A 21468-nucleotide genomic window follows, 5' to 3' on the forward strand; every position below is an offset into this window, starting at 1 on the left:
ACCCGGCGCGCCCCACGACGCTTCGGCCGTCCGCGATGGCCTCAGGCGGCCCGGACCATCGCCAGGAACCGCACGACCTCGGTGTTGAGGTGCACGGAGTCCCGCGAGAGTTCCGACGCGGAGGCCAGGACGAGGTTGGCAGCCGCTCCGGTCTCCTCGGCGGCGCTGGCCACGCCCGCGATGTTGCCCGTCACCTCGCCGGTGCCCGTCGCGGCCTGGGACACGTTGCGGACGATCTCCTGGGTGGCCGCCCCCTGCTCCTCCACCGCCGCCGCGATGGTCGTGGCCACGGCGTCGATGTCGCGGATGCGCGCGGTGATCACGGCGATGGCCGAGACGGCCTGACCGGTAGCCCCCTGCATCTGCGTGATCTGCTCGGAGATCTCGCTGGTCGCCCGCGCGGTCTGGCTCGCCAGTTCCTTCACCTCCGTGGCCACCACCGCGAAGCCGCGCCCGGCTTCGCCGGCGCGCGCCGCCTCGATGGTGGCGTTGAGCGCCAGCAGGTTCGTCTGGTTCGCGATGTTCGAGATCAGGCCGACGACGTCGCCGATGCGGCTGGCGGCCTGGCTCAGGGTCTGGACGAGGGCGCCGGTCTGGTCGGCCTCCACGACGGCGTGCTGCGCGAGGTCGGCCGATCCGCTCACCTGGCGGCCGATCTCCTGGACCGAAACCCCGAGTTCCTCGGCGGCGGCCGCCACGGTGCTGACGTTGACGGCGGCCTCCTCGGCGGCGGCGGCCACGGTGGTGGACTGGTTCGCGGTCTCGGTGGCGGTGGCGCTCATGGCCTGGGCCGTCGTCTGCAACGCGGTGGCCGAGGACGACACCCGGTCGACGATTCCGCTGACCGCCGCCTCGAAGGCGTCCGCCATCTGACGCATGCCGAGCTTGCGCTGCTCCTCCGCCGCCAGGCGCGCCTGGAGCGTCTCGGCTTCCACGGCGCGGGCCTGGATCATGCCGTCCTTGAACACCTGCACGGCGCCCGCCATCGACCCGACTTCGTCACGGCGATCCTGGAGTGCGATCTCGGTGGTGACATCGCCCGAGGCCAACCGGGCCATGATGCCCGTCAGGCGCGCGATCGGGCGGGTGATGCCGACCATGCCCACGGCGATCGCCACGATCATCCCGAGAGCGACGCCCAGCGCACCCGTCACGATCAGGGCCAAGCGCGTCGCATCGGTCTGCCGGGTCAGATCGTCGGAGGCATTGGCCACGAATTTCTCGAGATCTTCGGCCATGTCGGCACCGGATTGGGTCAGACGCGTGAAGATCGGGTCGATCCTGACGTGGACCAGATCCAGGGCCTCGGCGTTCTGGTTCCTGCGCGCCAGGTTCCGGACCTCGGTGATCTGGTGGAGATAGGTCTCGACCTGGGCCGATTGATCGGACAGCCGCGCGGCGAAGGTGGGTGCCTTCTCCGGAATGGTCTTGATCAGGGCCCTGAGTGTCGTGGCGGTGGCGTCGAACTGCGCGGAAGCGCTGTCCATCTGCTTTTCGTCCGTCTCAGCGACCAGTCTGTACACGTTGTAATTGAGCTCGACAACGAGTCGATTGACCCGGCGCAGACTGGCAATCGCACGCGTTTCCCGCAGGATGAACAGGCTGTAGGCGTCGTCGATTGCTGTCATGCGCGACTGCCCATACCAGACGAGGCCGCCGACGATCACGCCCATGAGAGAAATTACCGCCAGGATCTTATGGATAATTTTGATATTTCCGAGTTTCATTTCATCAGACTCCCGCCGGGATCGCCGAATTTGACAACATATCTGTAGAAATGATCGATTAAATTATTGATAAAACCAGTACCTCCCCTATAAGGCTGTACCTCTGCCAATTTATCCCGAATCCAAAGCGGAGATCACACGGCTATCCTCGCTCTTTCTGGTGGATGGCCCGGCCAAGACTGGTGTGAGGCGCCTGCCGCCCGCGCGGATGGAGCATCGCCGCATCCGTTGCAATCCGGCCATTCCGAGAGCGGTTCTCGCAGGTGCGGATAGCCCGGGCCCGTCCCCCGAAAGCCCCTCGCCTCCCCTCCGGCGGCACGCCGTCCTTCCCCACCGCAGGTTGTCTCGAGCCTGACGCCGGCGGCGGCTCCGGACGGCCCGCCTCCGCCTGCGGCCGGCCTCCCCGGAGAGGGGCGGGACGCCTGGAACCGTGACGAGACCGGCCGGATCGGGGCCGACCCGCGCGACGGAGAGGCGGCCGCCGTCCGCCGGCCCTCACGGGATCCGACCGATGGGCCGGGGGCCGTCGAGACCCCGTGCCGGACCGTCCGGGACGGCCCGAACGGCAGGCCTCAATCCGGATCCTCGTCCTCCTCCACCGGGGCGTAGACCGCCTCGCCGAGGCGCTTCAGGGGACCGCCGGGCCCCGAGCGCTTCCACAGGCGGGTGTTGAGGGCCGCCACCGGATCGTGGCCGGGAAGTTCGAAGCCGAGGGCCGTGAGGCCCTGCAGGATCTCGCCCGCATGGAGCGGCCGGCCGGCCTCGTGCAGCAGGTTGACCGCCGCCGCCACGAGGGCGCGCCCGTGCCGGCGCGCCGCCACGAGATCCTCGCCCGCCCGGGCGGGTTCGGCGGGGCCGGGCAGCGGCCCCAGGGCGGCGGGCGGGGTCTCGGGCTCAGGCCCGGACGGGGCTTCCGGCATTGGGGCGGCCCGGCCCAGGCGCCGGCCGAGCTCGAGATAGAGCTGGTGCTCGGCGATGGCGCGGTCGAGCTCGTCCCGGCGGCGGCGCAGGTCGCGCAGGGCCGCCTCGGCCTCGATTTCGGACAGGAACACGGCACCCCCACGGACGGTGTCTGGATCGGGCGATTATTCCGTCCGATATTCCATGGGGTCGGCGCCGCAGCAAGGCATCTTCCGCGATTTATTCCTTCTAATCGAAGGAATATACCGTCAGCCGGACACGGCGGCGGCCCGACGCGGCAGCTTGGCCCCGCGCGGGGGGATCATCAGGGTGCTCGGGTCGGCGGGCTGGAGCAGCATGCCGTTGTCGTCGAGGCGGATCGGCAGCTTCGGGAACACCTCCTGCAGGTGGGCCAGATCCGCCTTGAAGGCCTGCCGGAAGCTGCGGATGCTGGCATTGTCGGCCCCGAACTGCTTGTGCAGGTTGTCCCAGGTGAGGCGTAAGGGCCGCTGCAGGGCGCGCAGCCGGTAGCCGACCCAGAACAGGAGGTCGAGCTTGCGCGCCGAGCCCGAGAAGGCGCGGGCCGCGCGGATGTCCACCGGCAGGGCGTGCTGGATCAGGTTGTCGTAGAAATCCTGGTGGAACTGCACGCTCTTCTGCCAGACCACCCCGTCGGCCCCCTGGGGCAGCCAGAGGTCGAGCTGGCGGAAGGGCGGCACGTTGAGGGTGCTGGCGCTGCCCGCCCCGTCCCAGAGGCCGATCTGCAGGGTGCAGGCGGCGAGCCGCGCGAGCTGCTCCTTGAACTGCCGGATGGTGCCGCGCTCGCCGCCGGTCACGGCGAAGCCCATCTCCTTCATGAAGCCCGACAGGCTGTCGGCCACCGCGATGGTGGGGCTGCGCTGGCGCACGGCCTCGGTGCAGAGGTGCAGGAGCACGAGGCGGGCCTTGGGCCCGTAGGGCAGGCCCTGGAACTCCATCTCGCCGGTGGCGGGGTTCTTCAGGCGCCCGGCCAGCAGGCTCAGGGAATTGCGGCCATATTCGCGAAAGAACTCGCGGGCGTCGCCGGGGTCGCGATAGGGCAGCCCGCAGAGCGCCAGCACGGAATGGATGTGCTGCAGGTTCTCCGGGCCGGTGGGCTCGTTCTCGATGACCTCGCGCACGGCGTCGCGCCGGCGCTGATCGCGGCCCATGGCCTGGCGCCGGCCGACGACGGCGCCCCGCGCCGCGGCCTCCGCGTCCCGGGCCCGCTGCCGGTGCAGGATGGTGTTCGCGATGGTGGCGAACAGGAAGCTGCCCCGCGCGGCCTCCACCTCGGCGAGGAGATCGGCATCGCGGATACCCGCCACTACGTCCTCGATCCCCATGATCCCGGTGATGACCCTCGCGTGCCCAGATGCGGCCGATCCCCGGATCGGGCCGCGCCGCGACCATGCCCGATTCCCCGCCGCCGAGTCTCGGGCGACGGCGCCTCCGGGCGCGGTCATCCCGGCTATCCACCGGCCGCACCTCGCGAAAACCGCCCGGGCGCGGGTGGGCGACGGCGCCCCGCGCAGAGTTCGATACGGGGTCGAATCCCGCCCTGTCCCCAGAGTTCACCGGCGCGGAGCCTTATCCACGCCGAACCCGATACGGCTGGACGCAGAATCCGATGCGCCGGGGCCGGCCGCCGACGCCGAATCCGATACGGGCGCACGCAGAGTTCGATACGGATCCACGCAGAGTTCGATACGCAACCACCCCGCAGGACACTGGAAAGATTGGGGTTTCGCCGCCCCCATATAACTCTCAGAAATGACTCTCTGAGAATCTCTTACTGATACCTTTCCTAAGGGTCCGGGGGTCCGTTCGGAAGAACGAACACACCCCCGGCCAAGGCTTTTTGAAGGGAATTTCGGGAATTAGGCACCGCTTCTCCCGCATTCGTCCCCAGCCTCACGGCCCGTCCCACGATCGGCTATGGAACCATCATCGAGGGACGGGACGCGGAGCGACGTGGTGAGGATCGAGGATCTGCTGGCTCTGATGGCGACCCTGCGGGACCCGGAGGTCGGCTGCCCCTGGGACGTGGCGCAGGATTTCGCCAGCATCAGCCCCTACACGGTGGAGGAAGCCTACGAGGTGGCTGACGCCATCGCGCGGGGCGACGTGGCGGACCTGCGCGACGAACTCGGCGACCTGCTGCTCCAGGTGGTCTTCCACGCGCGCATCGCCGAGGAGGCCGGGCTCTTCGCCTTCCCGGACGTGGTCCGCGCGGTGGTGGAGAAGATGGTGCGGCGCCACCCGCACGTCTTCGCGCCGGACGGCGCGCTCCTGCCCGCCGGCTCCCCCCGGCGCGAGCCCGAGGCGGTGGCGGCGCAGTGGGAGGCGATCAAGGCGGAGGAGCGCCGGGCGAAGCCCCCGGCCGAGGCGGGGCCGCTCGCCGGCATTCCCCTCGCCCTGCCCGCCCTGACCCGCGCCCAGAAGATCTCGGCCAAGGCCGCGACCTACGGCTTCGACTGGCCCGATCCCGATCAGGTGGTGCTGAAGGTGCGCGAGGAGATCGACGAGGTCGCCGACGCGATGGCGAACGGCACCCCGACGGCGGTGGCGGAAGAGATCGGCGACCTGCTGTTCTCGGTGGCCAACCTCGCCCGGCATCTCGGGATCGATCCGGAATATTCCCTACGAGAGGGGAATATGAAGTTCACCCGGCGCTTCGACGCCATGGCGGCGACCCTGGCGGCGGAGGGGCGCGGCCTCGCCGACAGCGACCTCGACGCGATGGAGGCCGCCTGGCGGGCGGTCAAGTTGTCCGAGACGGGCGGGGCCAGTCGATGACCCGCGCGGCATAGAGCGCCCACCAGACGAAGACGGGCTGAAACGCCAGCCGCGGGCCGTGATACCACCAGCTGTCGGGCAGGCCCGGCACGGCGATGCCTTCGAAGGCGTGCTTGAGATTGGCCGGGAAGACGCAGACCGCGTAGAGCGCGAGCCCGATCCCGGCCCAGCGCCGGGTGGGCGCGAAGGCGAGGCCGAGCACGCCGGCGAGTTCGCACAGGCCCGTGACGATCACGGTGAGGCGGGGCGCCGGCACCCAGTCCGGGATGATCGGCAGGAAGGCGTCGGGGGCAGCCAGGTGCACGGTGCCGATGAAGCCGTAGGCGGCCATCAGCGGGAGGCGCCACCGGAGCCGCGACGTCCTCACGGGGCCATCGCCCCGCGCAGGTCGGCCACGAGGGCCGCGACCCCGGAATGGTCCGCGCTGGCGAAGGCGGTCGCGCCGATCGCCGTCACGGGAGCCAGGCCCCGCAGGGAATTGGTCGCGAACACCGCCTCGGCGCGCAGGAGCGCGTCGAGATCGAAGCTCCGTTCCGCGCTCGACAGCCCGAGCCGCGGCGCGCGCGCGAGAACCTCGGCGCGCAGGATGCCGGGCAGCACGCCGTCCGAGAGGGGCGGGGTGACGAGGACGCCGTCGATCACCGCGAACAGGTTGGCCGTGCCGGCGCAGGCCACATGCCCCTTCGTGTTGCCGAACAGGGCCTCGTCGAACCCGGCCGCCCGCGCCTCGCCCGCCGCCAGCACCGCGTCGAGGTAGCCCAGCGTCTTCAGGCTCGCGGCCGGGGAGGTCTCGTTGCGGCGGATCGCGGTGGCGTGGAGGGTGAGGGGGGCGAAGGCCAGGCTCGGCGCCACGGGGGCGGAGCGCGCGAAGAGCAGCGGCCGGGCCTCGGCGGGGGGCGCGAGGCCGCGCGGTCCGGCGCCCCGCGTGATGGTGGTGCGGATCGCCGCGAGCGGGCCTTCCTCCGCCGCCGCCAGGGCCCGCATGGCCGTGGCGATGCGCTCGGGCGGAACCGGAAAGCCGAGGGCCGCGGTGGCCGCCGAGAGGCGCGCCACGTGGGCGGCCTCGAACAGGATGCGGCCGTGGCGGGCGAGCGCGGTGTCGAACACCCCGTCGCCGAGCGTCAGGCCCCGGTCGGCGAGGTCGAAGGGCACCGGCCCCGGCGTGAGGCGTCCGTCAAACCACAGCATCGGTCGAGGCCGGTGCCGCGTGATCGGTGCGCCAGTCGCGCGCCAGTCGCAGGAAGTTGCCGAACAGGGCGTGGCCGTCCTCGGTGAGCACGGATTCCGGGTGGAACTGCACGCCCCAGGTCGGGTGGCTCCGGTGCGAGAGGGCCATGACCTCGCCCTCCGTCGAGACCGCGTCGATGCGCAGGCGCTCGGCCATGCCGGGCTCCGGCGCCACGATGAGGGAATGGTAGCGCCCGACCCGCATCGGATCGGGCAGGCCGGTGAACAGGCCGGTCCCGTCGTGCCGGACCGGCGTCGCCTGCCCGTGCAGGGGGCGCGTCGCCCGCGCGACCCGGCCGCCGAAGGCCGCGCCGATGGCCTGGTGGCCGAGGCAGACCCCGAGCAGCGGCACTGCGCCGGAGAGTTCGCGGATGGCCGGCAACGAGATGCCGGCCTCCGCCGGGGTGCAGGGGCCGGGGGAGATCACGATGGCCTCCGGCGCGAGCGCCCGGATGCCCGCCACATCGAGGGCGTCGTTGCGCGCCACCTGCACGGTCTCGCCGAGCTCCTCGAAGTAGCGCACCACGTTGAAGACGAAGCTGTCGTAATTGTCGATGACGAGGATCACGGCGCCCTCCCCGTCCCGGATCCGCGGGCGTCGGGCTCGAAGGCTTCCGGTTCGAAGGCTTCCGGTACGAAGGCTTCCGGTACGAAGGCTTCCGGTACGAAGGCTTCCGGCTCGAAGGCCTGGAACACCCGCGCGGCCTTGGTCAGGGTCTCCTCGTATTCCGGCCCCGGCTCCGAGAGCAGGGTGACGCCCCCGCCCGCCTGGAGCACGGCCGTGCGCGCGTCCATGAACACGGTGCGGATGGCGATCGCGGTGTCGAGGTCGCCCTCGAACCCCAGCGCGCCGATGGCGCCGCAATAGAGTTCGCGGGCATCCCCCTCGATCTCGGTGATGATGTCCATGGCGCGCAGCTTCGGCGCGCCGGTGATCGAGCCGCCCGGGAAGGTGGCGGCGATCAGGTCGAGGGCGTCGAGGCCGGGTTTGAGGGTTCCGGTGACCACCGAGACGAGATGGTGGACGGACGCATAGGATTCGAGCCCGCACAGGACCGGCACCCGCACGCTGTGGGGCTCGCAGATGCGCGAGAGGTCGTTGCGCAGCAGATCCACGATCATGATGTTCTCCGCCCGCTCCTTGGGGTTGGCCTGGAGGGCCTCTCCCAGGCGCGCATCGGCTTCCGGGTCGGCCACGCGCCGCACCGTGCCCTTGATCGGCCGGGTCTCGATGGCCCGCCCGCTGAGCTTGAGGAAGCGCTCGGGGCTGCTGGAGGCGATGCGCAGCGGGCCGAAGTCGAGATAGGCGCCGAAGGTCGAGGGGTTCGTGGCGCGCAGGCGCCGGTAGAGCTTGAGCGGGTCGAACCCTTCGGGCAGGTCGGCCTCGAAGCGCTGGGCGATGTTGGCCTGGTAGATGTCGCCGGCCCGGATGTAGGCGCGCACCCGCTCCACCGCCGCCTCGTAGGCGGCCTGCGAAAAATTCGAGCGCCATTCGAGCGGCCCCTGCGCCGCCGGCGCGGGGCTCGGCCGGGCCTCGGCCAGCAGGCGTGTGAACTGCGCCAGCCGGGCCCGGGCCCGGGCCTCGCGCGCGGCCGGGTCGGTCTCGGGAAAGCCGGTGGCGAGGAGGCGGCAGCGCCCGGTGGCGTGGTCGATGCTGAGCACCGTGTCGTAGAGGTTGAAGGCGATGTCGTCGCAGAGACCCGCCCGCCGGGCCGGGGGCGCCACCCGCTCCAGCGCCGCGCCGAGATCGTAGGCGACGTAGCCGATCGCCCCGCCCGCGAAGTCCGGCAGGTCGGGGTCGCGCGCCGTGCGATAGGGGGCGAGGCAGGCGCGCAGGGCCTCGAGACCGGAGCCCGGCAGGTTTCGTCCGTCGAGGGTGGCGACGCCATCGCGACAGCGGAAGCGCCCGAACGGGTCCGCCGCCAGGGTGGAGGTCCGGCCCAGGGTGTCGTGGTGCATGGCGCTGTCGAGGAAGGCGAGGTCCGGCAGCGCGGCCAGGGCCTCGGCCGCCGCGACGGCATCGACGGACGGGATGTCAGCAATCCACATGATGACTCGAAGATGTCGGGGACGCGGCGAAGGTCATGAGTCGGGTTCTGGAGCGGGCCTGCGGGTACCATGCTCAGGTGGCATGCGCGACGGCGTGGCAAAAGCGCGATCCGCGCATGGCTCGGATCCGCGCGGCTCGCCTGACGGCACGAATCCCGTTATAGGGCTGTCAACCTCTTTGTCCCGCCCTCCCCCGATTCCACGGCCCCTCCGGTCTCCGGTCCGGCCCGACGAGCCTCCATGACCGCATCGCCCCTGCTACCCACCGTCCCGACGGCGCCCGATGCGGCCCTCAAGGCGGCTCCCAAGATCTCCTTCGTGTCGCTGGGCTGCCCCAAGGCGCTGGTGGATTCCGAGCGCATCCTCACGCACCTGCGCGCGGAGGGCTACGAGCTCGCCCGGCGGCATGACGGCGCGGACGTCGTCATCGTCAACACCTGCGGCTTCCTCGATTCGGCCAAGGCCGAATCGCTCTCGGCCATCGGCGAGGCCATGGCGGAGAACGGCCGCGTCATCGTGACGGGCTGCATGGGCGCCCAGCCGGACGAGATCCGCGAAAAGTACCCGAACCTGCTCGCGGTCACCGGGCCGCAGGCCTACGAATCGGTGGTGGCGGCGGTGCACGAGGCGGTGCCTCCGGCCCACGACCCGTTCCTCGATCTCGTGCCGCCGCAGGGGGTGAAGCTCACCCCGCGCCACTACGCGTACCTGAAGATTTCCGAGGGCTGCAACAACCGCTGCACCTTCTGCATCATCCCGAGCTTGCGCGGCGACCTCGTCAGCCGGCCGGCGGGCGACGTGCTGCGCGAGGCGGAAAAACTGGTGAAGGCCGGCGTCAAGGAACTGCTGGTGGTCTCGCAGGACACCTCCGCCTACGGGGTCGACATCCGCTACGCGTCGAGCCCCTGGCGCGACCGGGAGGTGCGGGCGAAGTTCTACGATCTCGCCGCCGAACTCGGCGAACTCGGGGCCTGGGTGCGGATGCACTACGTCTACCCCTACCCGCACGTGGACGAGGTCATCCCGCTGATGGCCGAGGGCAAGGTGCTGCCGTATCTCGACATGCCGCTCCAGCACGCCAGCCCGTCCGTGCTCAGGCGCATGCGCCGGCCCGGCAACCAGGAGAAGCAGTTGGAGCGCATCCGGCGCTGGCGCGAGATCTGCCCGGACCTCGCCATCCGCTCCACCTTCATCGTGGGCTTCCCCGGCGAGACCGAGGCCGAGTTCGAGGAATTGCTGGCCTGGATTCGCGAAGCCAGGCTCGAGCGCGTCGGCTGCTTCGAGTTCGAGCCGGTGGGTGGCGCGGTGGCCAACGGCCTCGGCGATCCGGTGCCGCCGGAGGTCAAGGCCGAGCGCAAGCGCCGCTTCATGGAGGCGCAGCAGGGCGTCTCCGCCCGCCTGCAGAAGGCCCGCATCGGCAAGCGCCTGCCCGTGATCATCGACGCGGCCGAGGGCGGCATCGCCAAGGGCCGCTCGAAGTACGACGCCCCCGAGATCGACGGCAACGTCCACGTCACGTCGCGCCGGCCCCTGCGGGTCGGCGACATCGTGACCGTGAAGATCGAGCGCGCGGACGCGTACGATCTCTATGGGAGTGCGGTCTAGGACCCGGGGAACTCTCCTCCCCGCAAGGGGGAGGGAAACGCGTCTGACTCGGACAGGGAAGCGCCGCTGGGAGGATTTGGGGCCAATCGGTCTCGCGTCCTACCCGCTCCCGCCCCCGATCGCTCCGCTCACGACCCGCCCGACCCCGGCCGCCGCCATCTCGGCCCAGGCCCGCGCCACCGAGCCGTCGCGGTCGATCCCCCGCACGGCATCCTCGACCACCACGGCCTCGAACCCGGCCGCCCGGGCGTCCAGGGCGCTCCAGGCGACGCAGTAATCGGTGGCGAGGCCGCACAGCACCACGCGGGTGAAGCCGCGCTCCCTCAGGTAGCCGGCCAGCCCGGTCGGTGTGCGCCGGTCGGCCTCCAGGAAGGCCGAGTAGCTGTCGACGTGCCGGTGATGGCCCTTGCGGATCACCAGTTCGGCGCGCTCCGCCGCGAGCCCGGGAGCGAGCGCGGCCCCGGCGCTGCCCTGCACGCAATGCTCCGGCCACAGCACCTGCGGGCCGTAGTCCAGCGCCACCGTGTCGAAGGGCGCCCGGCCGGGATGGCGCGTGGCGAAGGAGACGTGGCCCGGCGGATGCCAGTCCTGCGTCACCACCGCGTGCGGGAAACGCCCGAGCAGGCGGTTGATCGGGGCGATCACCGCGTCCCCATCGGGTACGGCGAGCGCCCCGCCGGGCAGGAAATCCACCTGGACGTCGATGACGAGGAGGATCTCCCGCTCGTCCGGCGTCACGGGATCATCACCGTGGCGCCCGTGGTCTTGCGGGCGGCCAGATCCCGATGGACCTGCTGCACGTCGGCGAGCTTGGCCGTGCTGTGGACCGGGATCTTCACCGCCCCGCTCGCCACTACGGAGAACAGGTTCTCGGCCATGGCGTCGAGGGTCTCGCGCTTGCTCGCATGGGCGAAGAGCGAGGGGCGGGTGGCGTAGAGCGAGCCTTTCTGGCCGAGCAGCGCCAAGCTGAAATCGTCCACCGGGCCGGAGGCCGAGCCGAAGCTGACGAACATCCCCAGCGGGCTGATGCAGTCGAGGGAGGCCGGGAAGGTGTCCTTGCCGACCCCGTCATAGACCACGGGCACGCCCTTGCCCTTCGTGATCTCCCGGACGCGTGCGGCAAAATCCTCGTCGCGGTAGAGGATGACGTGGTCGCAGCCGTTGGCGCGGGCCAACTCCGCCTTCTCCTCGGACCCGACGGTGCCGATCACCGTGGCGCCGAGGTGCTTGGCCCATTGGCAGGCGATGAGGCCGACGCCGCCGGCGGCGGCGTGGAACAGGATGGTGTCGCCGGGCTTCACCGCGTAGGTCCGGTGCAGCAGGTACTCGGCGGTGAGGCCCTTGAGCATCATCGCGGCGGCGGTCTTGTCGTCGACCCCGTCGGCGAGGTGCACGGCCGCGCTCGCCTCGATCACGACCTCCTCCGCATAGGTGCTCGCGGCCGAGCCGTAGGCCACCCGCTCGCCGACCCGGAAGTTCGTGACGCCGTCGCCGACCGCCACGACCTCGCCGGCGCCCTCCTTGCCGGGGGTGAAGGGCAGCTGCGGCGCCTTGTAGGCGCCCGAGCGGAAGTAGATGTCGATGAAGTTGACACCGATGGCGGTCTGCCGGACGTGGATCTGACCGGGACCCGGGGCCGGAAGCGTCACGTCCTCGTAGCGCATCACCTCGGGGCCGCCGTACTCGTGAACCTGGATCGCCTTCGGCATCGTGTCGTTCCTCTGTCTGGGTCTTCGTTTGGTCTTGGGCTGATCTGCGGCGGGACCGGCGCGGGGCCACCGACCGCGATGGACAGCGACATAGACGGTCCCGGCATCCCGGCAACGGCGCAAGCTCTCATCCCGCCTCCGCCACGCCATGTGCGCCAACGCACCGGCCTGGAACGGCGGGGCTGCGGTCGCGATCCGATTGCGTCCGTGGCGGCCGCGTGATTAACGCAGATTAATCGGCTTCGCGGCCCGCGGAGGCGTGGGGCGCGGGAGACGGCCGACCCGGTCCGGCCGGGACGACACGACCACGAGGGCGGATCGGCTGGATGGACGAGATCGTGTGGATACGTCCCGCCGGGTACGACCCCGCCGTGCAGCCGGGCACGATCCTGCGTCCGGATGCGGGGCTGCCGGAATTCCGGGTCCTGGCCCGCCGCCCCGTGGTGATGATGTTTCATGCCGGGCCGGACTGGGACATCCGGCCCTTCACCCAGCTCACCCTGCGGCTCGTCGAGCCGGAGGAGGCCTCCCCTCAGACGATGCCGGTGAGGTAGTAGACCCCGATTACCAGGAACACCGCCGCGGTCTTCAGGAGGGTGATGGCGAAGACGTCGGCATAGGCCTGCCGGTGGGTGAGGCCCGTGACCGACAGCAGGGTGATGACGGCGCCGTTGTGCGGCAGGGTGTCCATGCCGCCGCTCGCCATGCTGGCCACCCGGTGCAGCACCTCCATGGGGATGTTGGCCGCCTGCGCCGCCGCGATGAAGGTGGAGGACATGGCCGCCAGCGCGATGCTCATGCCGCCCGAGGCCGAGCCGGTGATGCCGGCCAGCGCCGTCACCGTGACGGCCTCGTTGACCAGCGGGTTCGGGATCGCCGAGAGGGCGTCGCGGATGACGAGGAAGCCGGGGAGCGCGGCGATGACCGCGCCGAAGCCGTATTCGGAAGCCGTGTTCATGGCCGCCAGCAGCGAGCCCGCCACCGCCGCGCGGCTGCCTTCCGCGAAGCCCTGGGAGACCGGGCGCCAGGCGAAGACCAGCACGGTGATGATGCCGGCGAGCAGCGCCAGCTCCACCGCCCAGATCGCGGTGACCGACGAGACCGTCGTGACGATGGGCTTGTCGAGGCCGGCCAGCGCCGTCTCCGCCTTGGCCCCGTAGAAGCGCGGGATCGCGGCGGTGAAGGCGAGGTTCGACAGGCCGACCACGATCAGCGGCAGGAGGGCGATGGCCGGGTGGGCGCGGGCGGCCTCGTCCATCACCTGCGGCTCGTTGCTGTGGCCGGTGCCGTAGCCCTCGCCCTTGCGCTTGGCCGAGGCGATGCGCCCGTCGAGATAGGCGACGCCGACCACGAGGATGAAGACCGCGCCGATCAGCCCGAGCCAGGGGGCGGCCCAGGTGTTGGTGCCGAAGAAGGTGGTGGGGATGATGTTCTGGATCTGCGGCGTGCCGGGCAGCGCGTCCATCGTGTAGGAGAAGGCCCCGAGCGCGATGGTGCCGGGGATCAGGCGCTTGGGGATGTCGCTGAGGCGGAAGGCTTCGGCCGCGAAGGGATAGACCGCGAACACCACCACGAAGAGCGAGACGCCCCCGTAGGTGAGCAGGTTGCAGACCAGCACGATGGAGAGGACGGCGCGCCTGGCGCCCACCAGTTCGATCACGGCGGTCACGATGGAGCGGGAGAAGCCCGACATCTCGATGACCTTGCCGAACACCGCGCCGAGCAGGAACACCGGGAAGTACAGCTTCACGAAGCCGACCATCTTCTCCATGAACAGGCCGGAGAAGACCGGCAGCACCGCCGAAGGATCGGTGAGCAGCACCGCCAGCAGGGCGGCCACCGGCGCGAACAGGATGACGGAAAAGCCGCGATAGGCGACGAGCATCAGGAAGCCGAGCGCCAGAAGCGCTATGAACAGGCTCATGGGAATGGCGTCCTCCGGGTGGCCGATGTCCACGGCCTTGCGCAGGATGGTACAAGCCGCGCCCCTGCGGCACCATCGCGGCCTTGACCGCTGCGGTGACACGCCTCTGTAAGCGTTAGGTTTTTATGGGCGGGCCGAGGCGCCGCTTGAGTCCGTTCAGGAGACCGCGAAGCCGTGGCGACACTTCCTCCCACATCCGAATCCTTCGCGGTCGCCGTGGTCGGTGCCGGCGCGGCGGGCCTTGCCCTCGCCCTCGCCCTGACGCGGGGCGGCGTCGCCACCGCCCTCGTCGGACGCCACGCCCCCGTGGCGGACGGGCGCACGGTGGCGCTCCTCGACGGGTCCGTGCGCTTCCTCGACGCGCTGGGAGTCTGGCCGGCCCTCGCGCCCCATGCCAGCCCGCTTGCCGAACTCCACATCGTCGACGACACCGGCAGCCTGTTCCGGCCGCCTCCGGCCCGCTTCGTCGCCACCGAGATCGGGCTCGAGGCCTTCGGCTGGAACGTGGAGAGCGCCCGCCTCGTGGAGGGACTGCGGGCGCAGGCGCGCGGGACCGAGAACCTCACCCTGGTCGAGAGCGACGCGGAGGGTTTCTCGGCCGGCGAGGCGGAGGCCACGCTTACGCTGACGGAGGGCGGCACGCTGTCGGCGCGCCTCGTCGTCGGGGCGGACGGGGCGCGCTCGCGGTTGCGCGAGGCCGCCGGCATCGTGCCCCGCACCTGGTCCTACCCGCAGGCTGCGATCACCACGATCCTGGCCCATGCGCGGCCCCACCGCGACGTCTCCACCGAGTTCCACACCCGGCAGGGGCCGTTCACCCTGGTGCCGCTGCCCGGCGGGCATCGCTCCAGCCTCGTCTGGGTGATGGGCGAAGGCCCGGCCCGGCGCATGGCCGACCTCGACGATGCGGCGCTGGCCCGGGCGGTGGAGCATCAGGCGCAGGCCATGCTCGGCGCCATGCGGATCGACGGCCCGCGCGGCCTCGTGCCGATGCGGGGCCTGTCCCTGCCCAGCCCCGTCGGAGCCCGGCTCGCCCTCGTCGGTGAGGCTGCCCACGTCTTCCCGCCCATCGGGGCGCAGGGGTTGAACCTCGGCCTGCGGGACGTGGCGGCCCTGCGCGACGCGGTGATGCGGGCGGTGGAGGACGGGCGCGACCCGGGTTCGCGCGCGGCGCTCGCCGGCTTCGCGCGGGGGCGCCGCCTCGACGCCCGCCTGCGCACCACGGCGGTGGACGCCCTCAACCGAAGCCTGCTCGCCAGCCTCCTGCCGGTCGACGCCCTGCGCGGCCTCGGGCTCCTCGCCATGACGACGATCGGCCCGCTGCGCCGCCTCGTCATGCGCGAGGGCGTACTGCCCCGCCTGGGCGCCCCGAGCCTGATGCGCTGACGCCTCAGCGTCCGGCGAGGCTCCGGATCGCGGGCGGGTCCGTCGCCTCGCGCGCGGCCCGGTGATCCACCGAGCCCGTGGCGATCTCCGCGGGGTCCGGGCCGTTCCGGAAGGCGGTACCGTCCCGGCCGAGCGCCGCGCCGTGGGCGAACAGGGCCTTCATGTAGCCCTGGTCGAAGGGCGCCGCGGAGGTCTTGCCGAAGCGCCCGTCGATCTGCGCGACCTGCAGGTCGAGGCCGGTGCGCCGGGCATAGCCCTCGCTCAGCGCCAGGGTCGCGCGCGTCTGCGCCTTGATCGCCGCCGACATCGAGCGGCCGAGCACGCTCAGGGTGGTGCGCGACGCCATCTGGAAGTCCGGCGTCAGGCTGTTGTTGATCACGAGGTACACCCGATGCGTCGGCAGGGGCTTCGGGTCCCGGGCCAGCAGCATCGCTTCCGGGGCGAGGTAGTACGGCGCGGTGGTGCCGCCGTCGTCGTGCATCTCCTGAAAGCGCTTGGGCTGGGCGCCGTTGCCCGCCACCGCGTCGATCATCACCGGCGGGAATACGCCGGGTACGGCGGCGGAGGCCAGGATCACCGACCGGAACAGGGCGAGCGCCTTGGGGCCGCCGGCCTGCGCGATGGCCCCCATGTCCCACAGGACCGGGCGCTCGCCGTCCACGATCGTCGTCACCACGAGGAGGCGGCGGCCCTTGGCGTGCTCGGCCGCCACGGCCTTGAGGAGCGCCGGTGTGACGGCCCGCTCGATGCGCCGCTTGAGGGGCCAGGTGTCGGTGAGCGCCTCGTTCGTGCCGCCGAACTCGAACACGTCGGCCGCCGAGACCTCGGTGTAGTTCTCGCGCAGCATCGCGTCGCCGGATGATCCGATGAACGCGAAGGGCGCGATCATCGCGCCGGTGCTGACGCCCGTGATGACGCCGAAATCGGGCCGGGTCCCGGCCTCGCTCCAGCCGTTGAGCAGGCCGGCCGCGAAGGCGCCGTTCTCGCCGCCGCCCGAAAGGACGAGCCAGGGCCGGCTGGCGGCGGCGGCACCGTTGAGGAGCGTGCGGAACGCGCCGGCGTCATCGCCCGCGATGCGGACGGCGGGGCTCAAACCCTCGGGCCGCGCTGTGATCGCCTCGGCGGCGGTGAAGGCCACGCGCTCGGTCTGGCGGGACTCGCTCGCCCTGTTCCGCTCGGCGGCCAGGACCGTCTGCGGAAGGCTCAGGGCGATCACGGCCGTGCAGAGCAGCGCCCGGGACCGGAAGCCGCTGCGCCTGATCGATGATCCGGACATGGGGTCCGTCCTTCGTGTTGGGTGAGGTGCCCCCCTCATCGTGAGAACGTGAGGGGGCGACGCGCGTTCCGGGTAGGTCCTCCGATCCGGTTGCATGGCAAACGTTCTGCGTGCGTCCGCACACCTTTACGCGGGGGCGGACCTTGAACTAACCGCTGGGGCGGGACCCCGATACGACAGAAGAACCGGAGCCTGAGACGCCCATGAAACTGCCACGCCGCTTCTTCCAGCCGCTCGCCACCGGCGCGCCGGCCCCCTTCCGCGAGCTTCCCGTCAAGCTCGAGCGCATGATCCACTTCGTGCCGCCCCACAATGAGAAGGTGCGTGCCCGCGTGCCGGAGCTCGCCGCCACCGTCGACGTGGTGCTCGGCAACCTCGAGGACGCGGTGCCGGTCGACCAGAAGGAGGCCGCCCGCAAGGGCTTCGTGGCGATGGCGCAAGCCACCGACTTCGCCGCCACCGGCACGGGCCTCTGGACCCGCATCAACGCCCTGAACTCCCCCTGGATCCTGGACGACCTGTTCGAGATCGTCTCCCAGGTCGGATCCAAGCTCGACGTGGTGATGGTGCCCAAGGTCGAGGGGCCGTGGGACATCCACTACGTCGACCAGCTGCTGGCTCAGCTCGAGGCCCGGCACGGGGTGGAGAAGCCGATCCTCGTCCACGCCATCCTGGAGACGGCGGAAGGCGTCGCCAACGTCGATGCCATCGCCTCCGCCTCGCCCCGCATGCACGGCATGAGCCTCGGCCCCGCCGACCTCGCGGCCTCGCGCGGCATGAAGACCACCCGCGTCGGCGGCGGCCACCCGGATTACCGCGTCGTCGCCGACCCGACCCAGGACGGCGCCGCCCGCGCCAGTGCGCAGCAGGACCTCTGGCACTACACCATCGCGAAAATGGTCGATGCCTGCATGGCCAACGGGCTCAAGGCCTTCTACGGCCCCTTCGGCGACTTCTCGGACGGGGAGGCCTGCGAGGCCCAGTTCCGCAACGCCTTCCTGATGGGCTGCGCCGGAGCCTGGACCCTGCACCCGAACCAGGTCGCCATCGCCAAGCGGGTCTTCGCGCCCGACCCGGCGGAGGTCGCCTTCGCGGTGCGGATCGTCGAGGCGATGCCGGACGGCACCGGCGCGGTGATGCTCGACGGCAAGATGCAGGACGACGCCACCTGGAAGCAGGCCAAGGTCATCGTGGATCTCGCCAGACTCGTCGCCGAGAAGGACCCGGAGCTGGCCAAGACCTACGGCCTGGCCTGAGCTTTTCGGCCCCGCGTCCCATCGTCGGCGACATGCCGACGATGACAAGCGGCGCGGGGCATCTTATTTTGCTGGTCATGACCGACACGATCACCGCCGATCCCCTGATGAGAACCGCCAAGTTCGGCCTCGGCGCCGTGGTGCGCCACCGCATCTACCCGTTCCGCGGCATCGTCTTCGACATCGACCCCGTGTTCGACAACACCGAGGAATGGTGGCTGGCGATCCCCGAGGAGGTCCGGCCGCGCAAGGACCAGCCCTTCTACCACCTGCTCGCCGAGAACGCGGAGAGCGAGTACGTCGCCTACGTGTCCGAGCAGAACCTGCTGCCCGACACCTCGGGCGAGGCCCTGCGCCACACCGGCATCGCCGAGGTGTTCGAGCGCGGTGCCGATGGCCATTACCGCATGCGCGGGGCGGCCCACGCGAACTGATTCGGGCTCCGGTCGGCCGATTCGACGACGTTCCCAAGGATTCTCCGAGCCGCGACGAAACAAGGCCAGGCGCGATGCCTGGCCTTGTTTCGTCGTGCGGGGCCGGCCGCGCGAGGCGACCGGCGGGGGCGCTCAGGGCTTGAGCGCTTAGGACTTGAGCGCTTAGGGCTTGGGCGCGGGGGCCGGGGCGCCGCCGGCGGCGTTCTGCTGCTCCAGCTTCTTGCGCATGTCCTCGGAGCGCTTCTCCAGCTCGCTCTGGAGCTTCTTCTGCTGCTCCTCGAGCACCTTCGGGTCGATGGCCGGGCCGTCGAAGGCCTTGCCGAAGCCGGCGATCGGCACCGCGAAGGTGACCTCGCGCTGGGTCTGGTTCTGGACGCTGACGTTCAGGGCGGTGCCCTTCTTCATCGCGTTGACGAGCTCGGGGCCGACGCCGCCGGCTTCCGCGAAGCAGCCGTTGGGGAAGCAGACCGCGAACTTGCCCGCCGTGCCCTGCTGGCCGTCCACGGTGAAGCGGATGCCCGGCTGCAGCAGCAGGCCCAGCGGCAGGAGGAAGCGGACCACGCGCGCTTCCTGCTTCTGGGCGGCGTTCTTCATCTCGTAGACGGCGACCGCGAGGACCGGCTGGCCCTGGTCGGAAACGAAGTCGCGGGTGGTGTAGCAGACGTCGGTGCCGCTGCCCTGATCCTTGCCGCAGACCTTGGTCCATTCCGTCTGGGCGGGATCGGACTTCACGTTGACGATCTGCGGGCCGGTCTGGGCGGCGTTGGTCGGGGCGCCGGCGGGCGGAGCCGTCGGAGCGGGCGCGGCCGGGGCCGCCTTGCCCTTGGGGGCCTGCGCGTAGGCCGGTCCAGCAAGCCCTGCTCCTGCAAGCCCCGCGAGGGCAAGGAACGTGGCGGCGCGCAGCGGGCGTGCGGGACTTTTGGCGAAGAACATCAGCTCTGACCCCTTAGGATTCGGCGTAACGGATTCGGCTTGCGGAATGCGCCTCGAAGCTGGGGCGCGGATTCGCATCGAACGGTTTGGACTTCAAGGGCGCTTCGGCCTCGGGGCAGCGTTCCGGCCCCAGTTTGGCGGATTGACCGCATCCGGACGGGTCGGAATGGTGCCCCTGCGACCGAGATTGCTCCTCGCGAACATGAATGGACCGGGATGCGACCGGCGCGGTGGAGCCCCCTCAGCCCCGCCCGGAAACCCCTGGACCGCAACCCCTGGACCGCGCCGGTGGGCGGCGCGTCCCGCCTGAACGACAGGGCGGCCTGCTTTCCCCCCGATTGCGGCGAAGACATGACACCCTCGGGGCCGGGACCGCTGCGTGGCCGCGCCGGCGCGCCCTGAGGCCCGAGACCCGTGCCCGAGACCGAACCGCGATGAGCTCGCTGGAATCCGGGTCTGCTCACGCGTCGGCAGCCGTCCGCCGGACCTCACGGGCTCCGACCCTCGCTCGGGGTCGACGGGCCTCGGTCTTAAGCCGCGCTTAACCCTAAGGGTTCACGAACAGCCTGTAGCGGGAGTCAGCGCACGTGTCGGCGCAGCAAGCAGCCCATCTCCTCGAATCCGTCCGTGCGGGGATTCCCCTGTCCCGGGTCGGCGCGCTCATGTCCGGTGGACCGGCCGCGACCGGAATCCGTTCCGCCAGCGGAGTCCCCTCCCCGGCCCCGCCGGCGCCGCCCACGCGGGGCTCCGCCGATCCCGGCCCCGACGGCGTCCGGGTTCCGCCCCGGGCCCAGCGCCTCTGCACCCTGCTCGCCGCCACGGCGCAGGCTCATCCGGACCGCCTGGCCTTCATCGATCCCGCGCACAAGCCCCTCTGGAGCGCCCGGCCCGCCATCAGCTGGACCTATGCGGCGGCCGCCGAGATCGTCGCCCGCCTCGCCCAGGGCCTGCGCAGCTGGCGCCTGGCCCCGGCCAGCCGCATCGGCATCGCGCTCGCCGGCAGCTCCGAGAGCTTCCTCGCCTACCTCGCGGTGGAGGCGGCGGGACACGTCCCCTGCCTGCTGCCCCTCGCCTTCGACGAAGAGGCCCTGCTCGCGGCGGTGCAGGCGGCGGCCCTGCCCGCCGTGATCACGCAGACCCGCTTCGGCGCCCTCGCGCCCGCCGAGCGCCTCTGCCGGGTCGCGGTGCGGTATTTCGGCCTGCGCTACCTCGCCGCCTTCGGGCCGGACGTCCCCGATGGGGTCATCAACCTCGACGCGATGGTCCTCGACCAGGCGGGCGGGGCGTTTGCGGACGGCCCCGGCGGGATGATCAGCTTCCTCGGCGGCGATCCCGCGCGGCCGGTCCATCGCGGCAGCGACGCGCTGCTCGCCGCCATCGCGGTCTATCTCGTCACCGCCCGGGTGCAGCCCGGCGACCGGATCCTCAGCCTGCTGCCGCAGGACGACCTGCGCGGCCTCGTCACCGGCCTCGGCGCCGCCCTCGTCTCCGGCGCCGGGCTCGAGACCCTGCCGGTCTTCGAGGCCCGGAGCTTCGCCGCCAGCCTCGACCGGCCGCTCCCGACCCGGCTCGTCGCGCCCGCCGCCCTGGAGCGCAACCTCGCCGCCTGCCGGCTGCCGGCGAGCCTCGCCTCCCTCACCCTGGCGCATCGCGCACCGGGGCGCCTCGGCCAGCGCTGGCTGAGCCCGCAGGCGGACCGCGCGGTGGTGGATGTGGTGGCCTTCGAGGAGACCGCGCTGCTGGCCGGTGCCCGGGCGGCCAACGACGTCGCCCTCGCGCTGACCCATCCCGAGCGCGGGCACCTGTTCTCGACCCTCATGGCCCTGCGCCGTGACGCGGAGGGGCGCCTCGCCTTCCGGGGACGGGCCTGCCAGGCCGGTGCGCTGCAGCGCGATGGGACGATCCCCGAGATGGTCGATGACTGGATGCCCTCGTCCTTCGTGACGGGCGTCGAGGACGACCGCACCCTGGCGATCCGCCACGCCTGAGGCGTCATGCGCCCGTCACGTCCCTCCGGGCCGGACCGCACGGTCCGGATGCCCCCGCCTCGTCTCCGGGGCTGCGCTGCGGCGACGGGGCTGCGCTGCGGCGACGGGGCTGCGCTGCGGCGACGGGGATTGTCGGTGCCTGACAGGGCCTTGCGCCGCACCGGAGCGCAAGACCATCGCCGCATGATGCGGCGCACCGAATCGGTTCATCCCCGGGTCACCGAAGAGAATGCAAGG

19 protein-coding genes are annotated in these 21468 nt (G+C 71.3%); 7 read left to right on the forward strand and 12 right to left on the reverse strand.

Annotated features, from left to right (window positions below; genetic code table 11):
• Positions 1 to 41 precede the first annotated feature (41 nt).
• From OF380_RS22715 to OF380_RS22725, 3 genes are all read right to left on the reverse strand, one after another.
• On the reverse strand, positions 42 to 1727 hold the full coding sequence (locus OF380_RS22715; protein WP_264047857.1) for a methyl-accepting chemotaxis protein: 1686 nt from the start codon (positions 1725 to 1727) through the stop codon (positions 42 to 44).
• 572 nt (positions 1728 to 2299) lie between these two features.
• Positions 2300 to 2779, reverse strand: a complete 480-nt coding sequence (locus OF380_RS22720; protein ID WP_264047858.1) for a hypothetical protein — start codon at positions 2777 to 2779, stop codon at positions 2300 to 2302.
• A gap of 117 nt (positions 2780 to 2896) precedes the next feature.
• Positions 2897 to 3991 (reverse strand): replication protein RepA, encoded by a 1095-nt coding sequence (locus tag OF380_RS22725; RefSeq protein WP_264051448.1) that lies wholly within the window; start codon positions 3989 to 3991, stop codon positions 2897 to 2899.
• 592 nt (positions 3992 to 4583) lie between these two features.
• On the opposite strand from OF380_RS22725, the gene mazG reads away from it, so the two are divergent.
• Positions 4584 to 5444 carry a nucleoside triphosphate pyrophosphohydrolase gene (mazG, locus tag OF380_RS22730; protein WP_264047860.1) on the forward strand — a complete coding sequence of 287 codons (861 nt, stop codon included), beginning with the start codon at positions 4584 to 4586 and terminating at the stop codon, positions 5442 to 5444.
• Here mazG and OF380_RS22735 read toward each other — a convergent pair.
• From OF380_RS22735 to pabB, 4 genes are read right to left on the reverse strand one after another with little or no spacing between them, the layout of a single operon-like run.
• Entirely contained in the window at positions 5410 to 5775 is a 366-nt protein-coding gene (locus OF380_RS22735) for a DoxX family protein (RefSeq protein ID WP_264051449.1), read from the reverse strand. The two genes, mazG and OF380_RS22735, sit on opposite strands and share 35 nt — an antisense overlap.
• 32 nt (positions 5776 to 5807) lie before the next feature.
• A complete protein-coding gene (locus OF380_RS22740) occupies positions 5808 to 6632 on the reverse strand; it encodes an aminotransferase class IV (protein ID WP_264047861.1) in 825 nt (274 codons plus the stop codon).
• On the reverse strand, positions 6619 to 7239 hold the full coding sequence (locus OF380_RS22745; RefSeq protein ID WP_264047863.1) for an anthranilate synthase component II: 621 nt from the start codon (positions 7237 to 7239) through the stop codon (positions 6619 to 6621). The genes OF380_RS22740 and OF380_RS22745 overlap by 14 nt, the downstream gene beginning before the upstream one ends.
• Positions 7236 to 8720, reverse strand: coding sequence for an aminodeoxychorismate synthase component I (gene pabB, locus OF380_RS22750; RefSeq protein WP_264047865.1), 1485 nt, complete (start codon positions 8718 to 8720; stop codon positions 7236 to 7238). The genes OF380_RS22745 and pabB overlap by 4 nt, the downstream gene beginning before the upstream one ends.
• Before the next feature lie 240 nt (positions 8721 to 8960).
• Here pabB and rimO point away from each other — a divergent pair, with 240 nt between their 5' ends.
• Positions 8961 to 10325: a 30S ribosomal protein S12 methylthiotransferase RimO gene (gene rimO, locus OF380_RS22755; RefSeq protein WP_264047868.1), complete on the forward strand. Its 1365-nt coding sequence runs from the start codon at positions 8961 to 8963 to the stop codon at positions 10323 to 10325.
• Between the two features lie 99 nt (positions 10326 to 10424).
• Here rimO and pncA read toward each other — a convergent pair whose 3' ends face one another.
• Both pncA and OF380_RS22765 read right to left on the reverse strand, forming a co-directional pair.
• Complete coding sequence (gene pncA / locus OF380_RS22760) at positions 10425 to 11063, reverse strand: bifunctional nicotinamidase/pyrazinamidase (protein WP_264047870.1); 639 nt, start codon at positions 11061 to 11063, stop codon at positions 10425 to 10427.
• Positions 11060 to 12034, reverse strand: coding sequence for a quinone oxidoreductase family protein (locus tag OF380_RS22765; protein ID WP_264047872.1), 975 nt, complete (start codon positions 12032 to 12034; stop codon positions 11060 to 11062). The genes pncA and OF380_RS22765 overlap by 4 nt, the downstream gene beginning before the upstream one ends.
• A 326-nt stretch (positions 12035 to 12360) precedes the next feature.
• Between OF380_RS22765 and OF380_RS22770 the strand changes: the two genes are divergently transcribed.
• On the forward strand, positions 12361 to 12588 hold the full coding sequence (locus OF380_RS22770) for a hypothetical protein (RefSeq protein ID WP_264047874.1): 228 nt from the start codon (positions 12361 to 12363) through the stop codon (positions 12586 to 12588).
• On the opposite strand, the gene OF380_RS22775 is transcribed toward OF380_RS22770, so the two are convergent.
• Positions 12567 to 13958: a GntP family permease gene (locus tag OF380_RS22775; protein WP_264047876.1), complete on the reverse strand. Its 1392-nt coding sequence runs from the start codon at positions 13956 to 13958 to the stop codon at positions 12567 to 12569. The two genes, OF380_RS22770 and OF380_RS22775, sit on opposite strands and share 22 nt — an antisense overlap.
• Positions 13959 to 14132: 174 nt before the next feature.
• Between OF380_RS22775 and OF380_RS22780 the strand changes: the two genes are divergently transcribed.
• On the forward strand, positions 14133 to 15344 hold the full coding sequence (locus OF380_RS22780) for an FAD-dependent monooxygenase (protein WP_264047878.1): 1212 nt from the start codon (positions 14133 to 14135) through the stop codon (positions 15342 to 15344).
• 4 nt (positions 15345 to 15348) lie between these two features.
• On the opposite strand, the gene OF380_RS22785 is transcribed toward OF380_RS22780, so the two are convergent.
• Positions 15349 to 16620: a patatin-like phospholipase family protein gene (locus OF380_RS22785; protein WP_264047881.1), complete on the reverse strand. Its 1272-nt coding sequence runs from the start codon at positions 16618 to 16620 to the stop codon at positions 15349 to 15351.
• Between the two features lie 203 nt (positions 16621 to 16823).
• Between OF380_RS22785 and OF380_RS22790 the strand changes: the two genes are divergently transcribed.
• The gene (locus OF380_RS22790; RefSeq protein WP_264047884.1) at positions 16824 to 17876 is read left to right on the forward strand and encodes an HpcH/HpaI aldolase/citrate lyase family protein; all 1053 of its coding nucleotides are present in this window, start codon (positions 16824 to 16826) and stop codon (positions 17874 to 17876) included.
• 77 nt (positions 17877 to 17953) lie between these two features.
• Positions 17954 to 18310, forward strand: a complete 357-nt coding sequence (gene hspQ, locus OF380_RS22795; RefSeq protein ID WP_264047886.1) for a heat shock protein HspQ — start codon at positions 17954 to 17956, stop codon at positions 18308 to 18310.
• 162 nt (positions 18311 to 18472) lie between these two features.
• Here the strand turns inward: hspQ and OF380_RS22800 are convergent, their stop codons facing one another.
• The gene (locus OF380_RS22800) at positions 18473 to 19243 is read right to left on the reverse strand and encodes an invasion associated locus B family protein (protein ID WP_264047888.1); all 771 of its coding nucleotides are present in this window, start codon (positions 19241 to 19243) and stop codon (positions 18473 to 18475) included.
• A 587-nt stretch (positions 19244 to 19830) separates the two neighbouring features.
• On the opposite strand from OF380_RS22800, the gene OF380_RS22805 reads away from it, so the two are divergent.
• A complete protein-coding gene (locus tag OF380_RS22805) occupies positions 19831 to 21231 on the forward strand; it encodes an AMP-binding protein (RefSeq protein ID WP_264047890.1) in 1401 nt (466 codons plus the stop codon).
• Positions 21232 to 21468 lie beyond the last annotated feature (237 nt).

Origin of the sequence: Methylobacterium sp. FF17, assembly GCF_025813715.1 — a bacterium.
GTDB classification, from domain to species: Bacteria; Pseudomonadota; Alphaproteobacteria; order Rhizobiales; family Beijerinckiaceae; genus Methylobacterium; species Methylobacterium flocculans.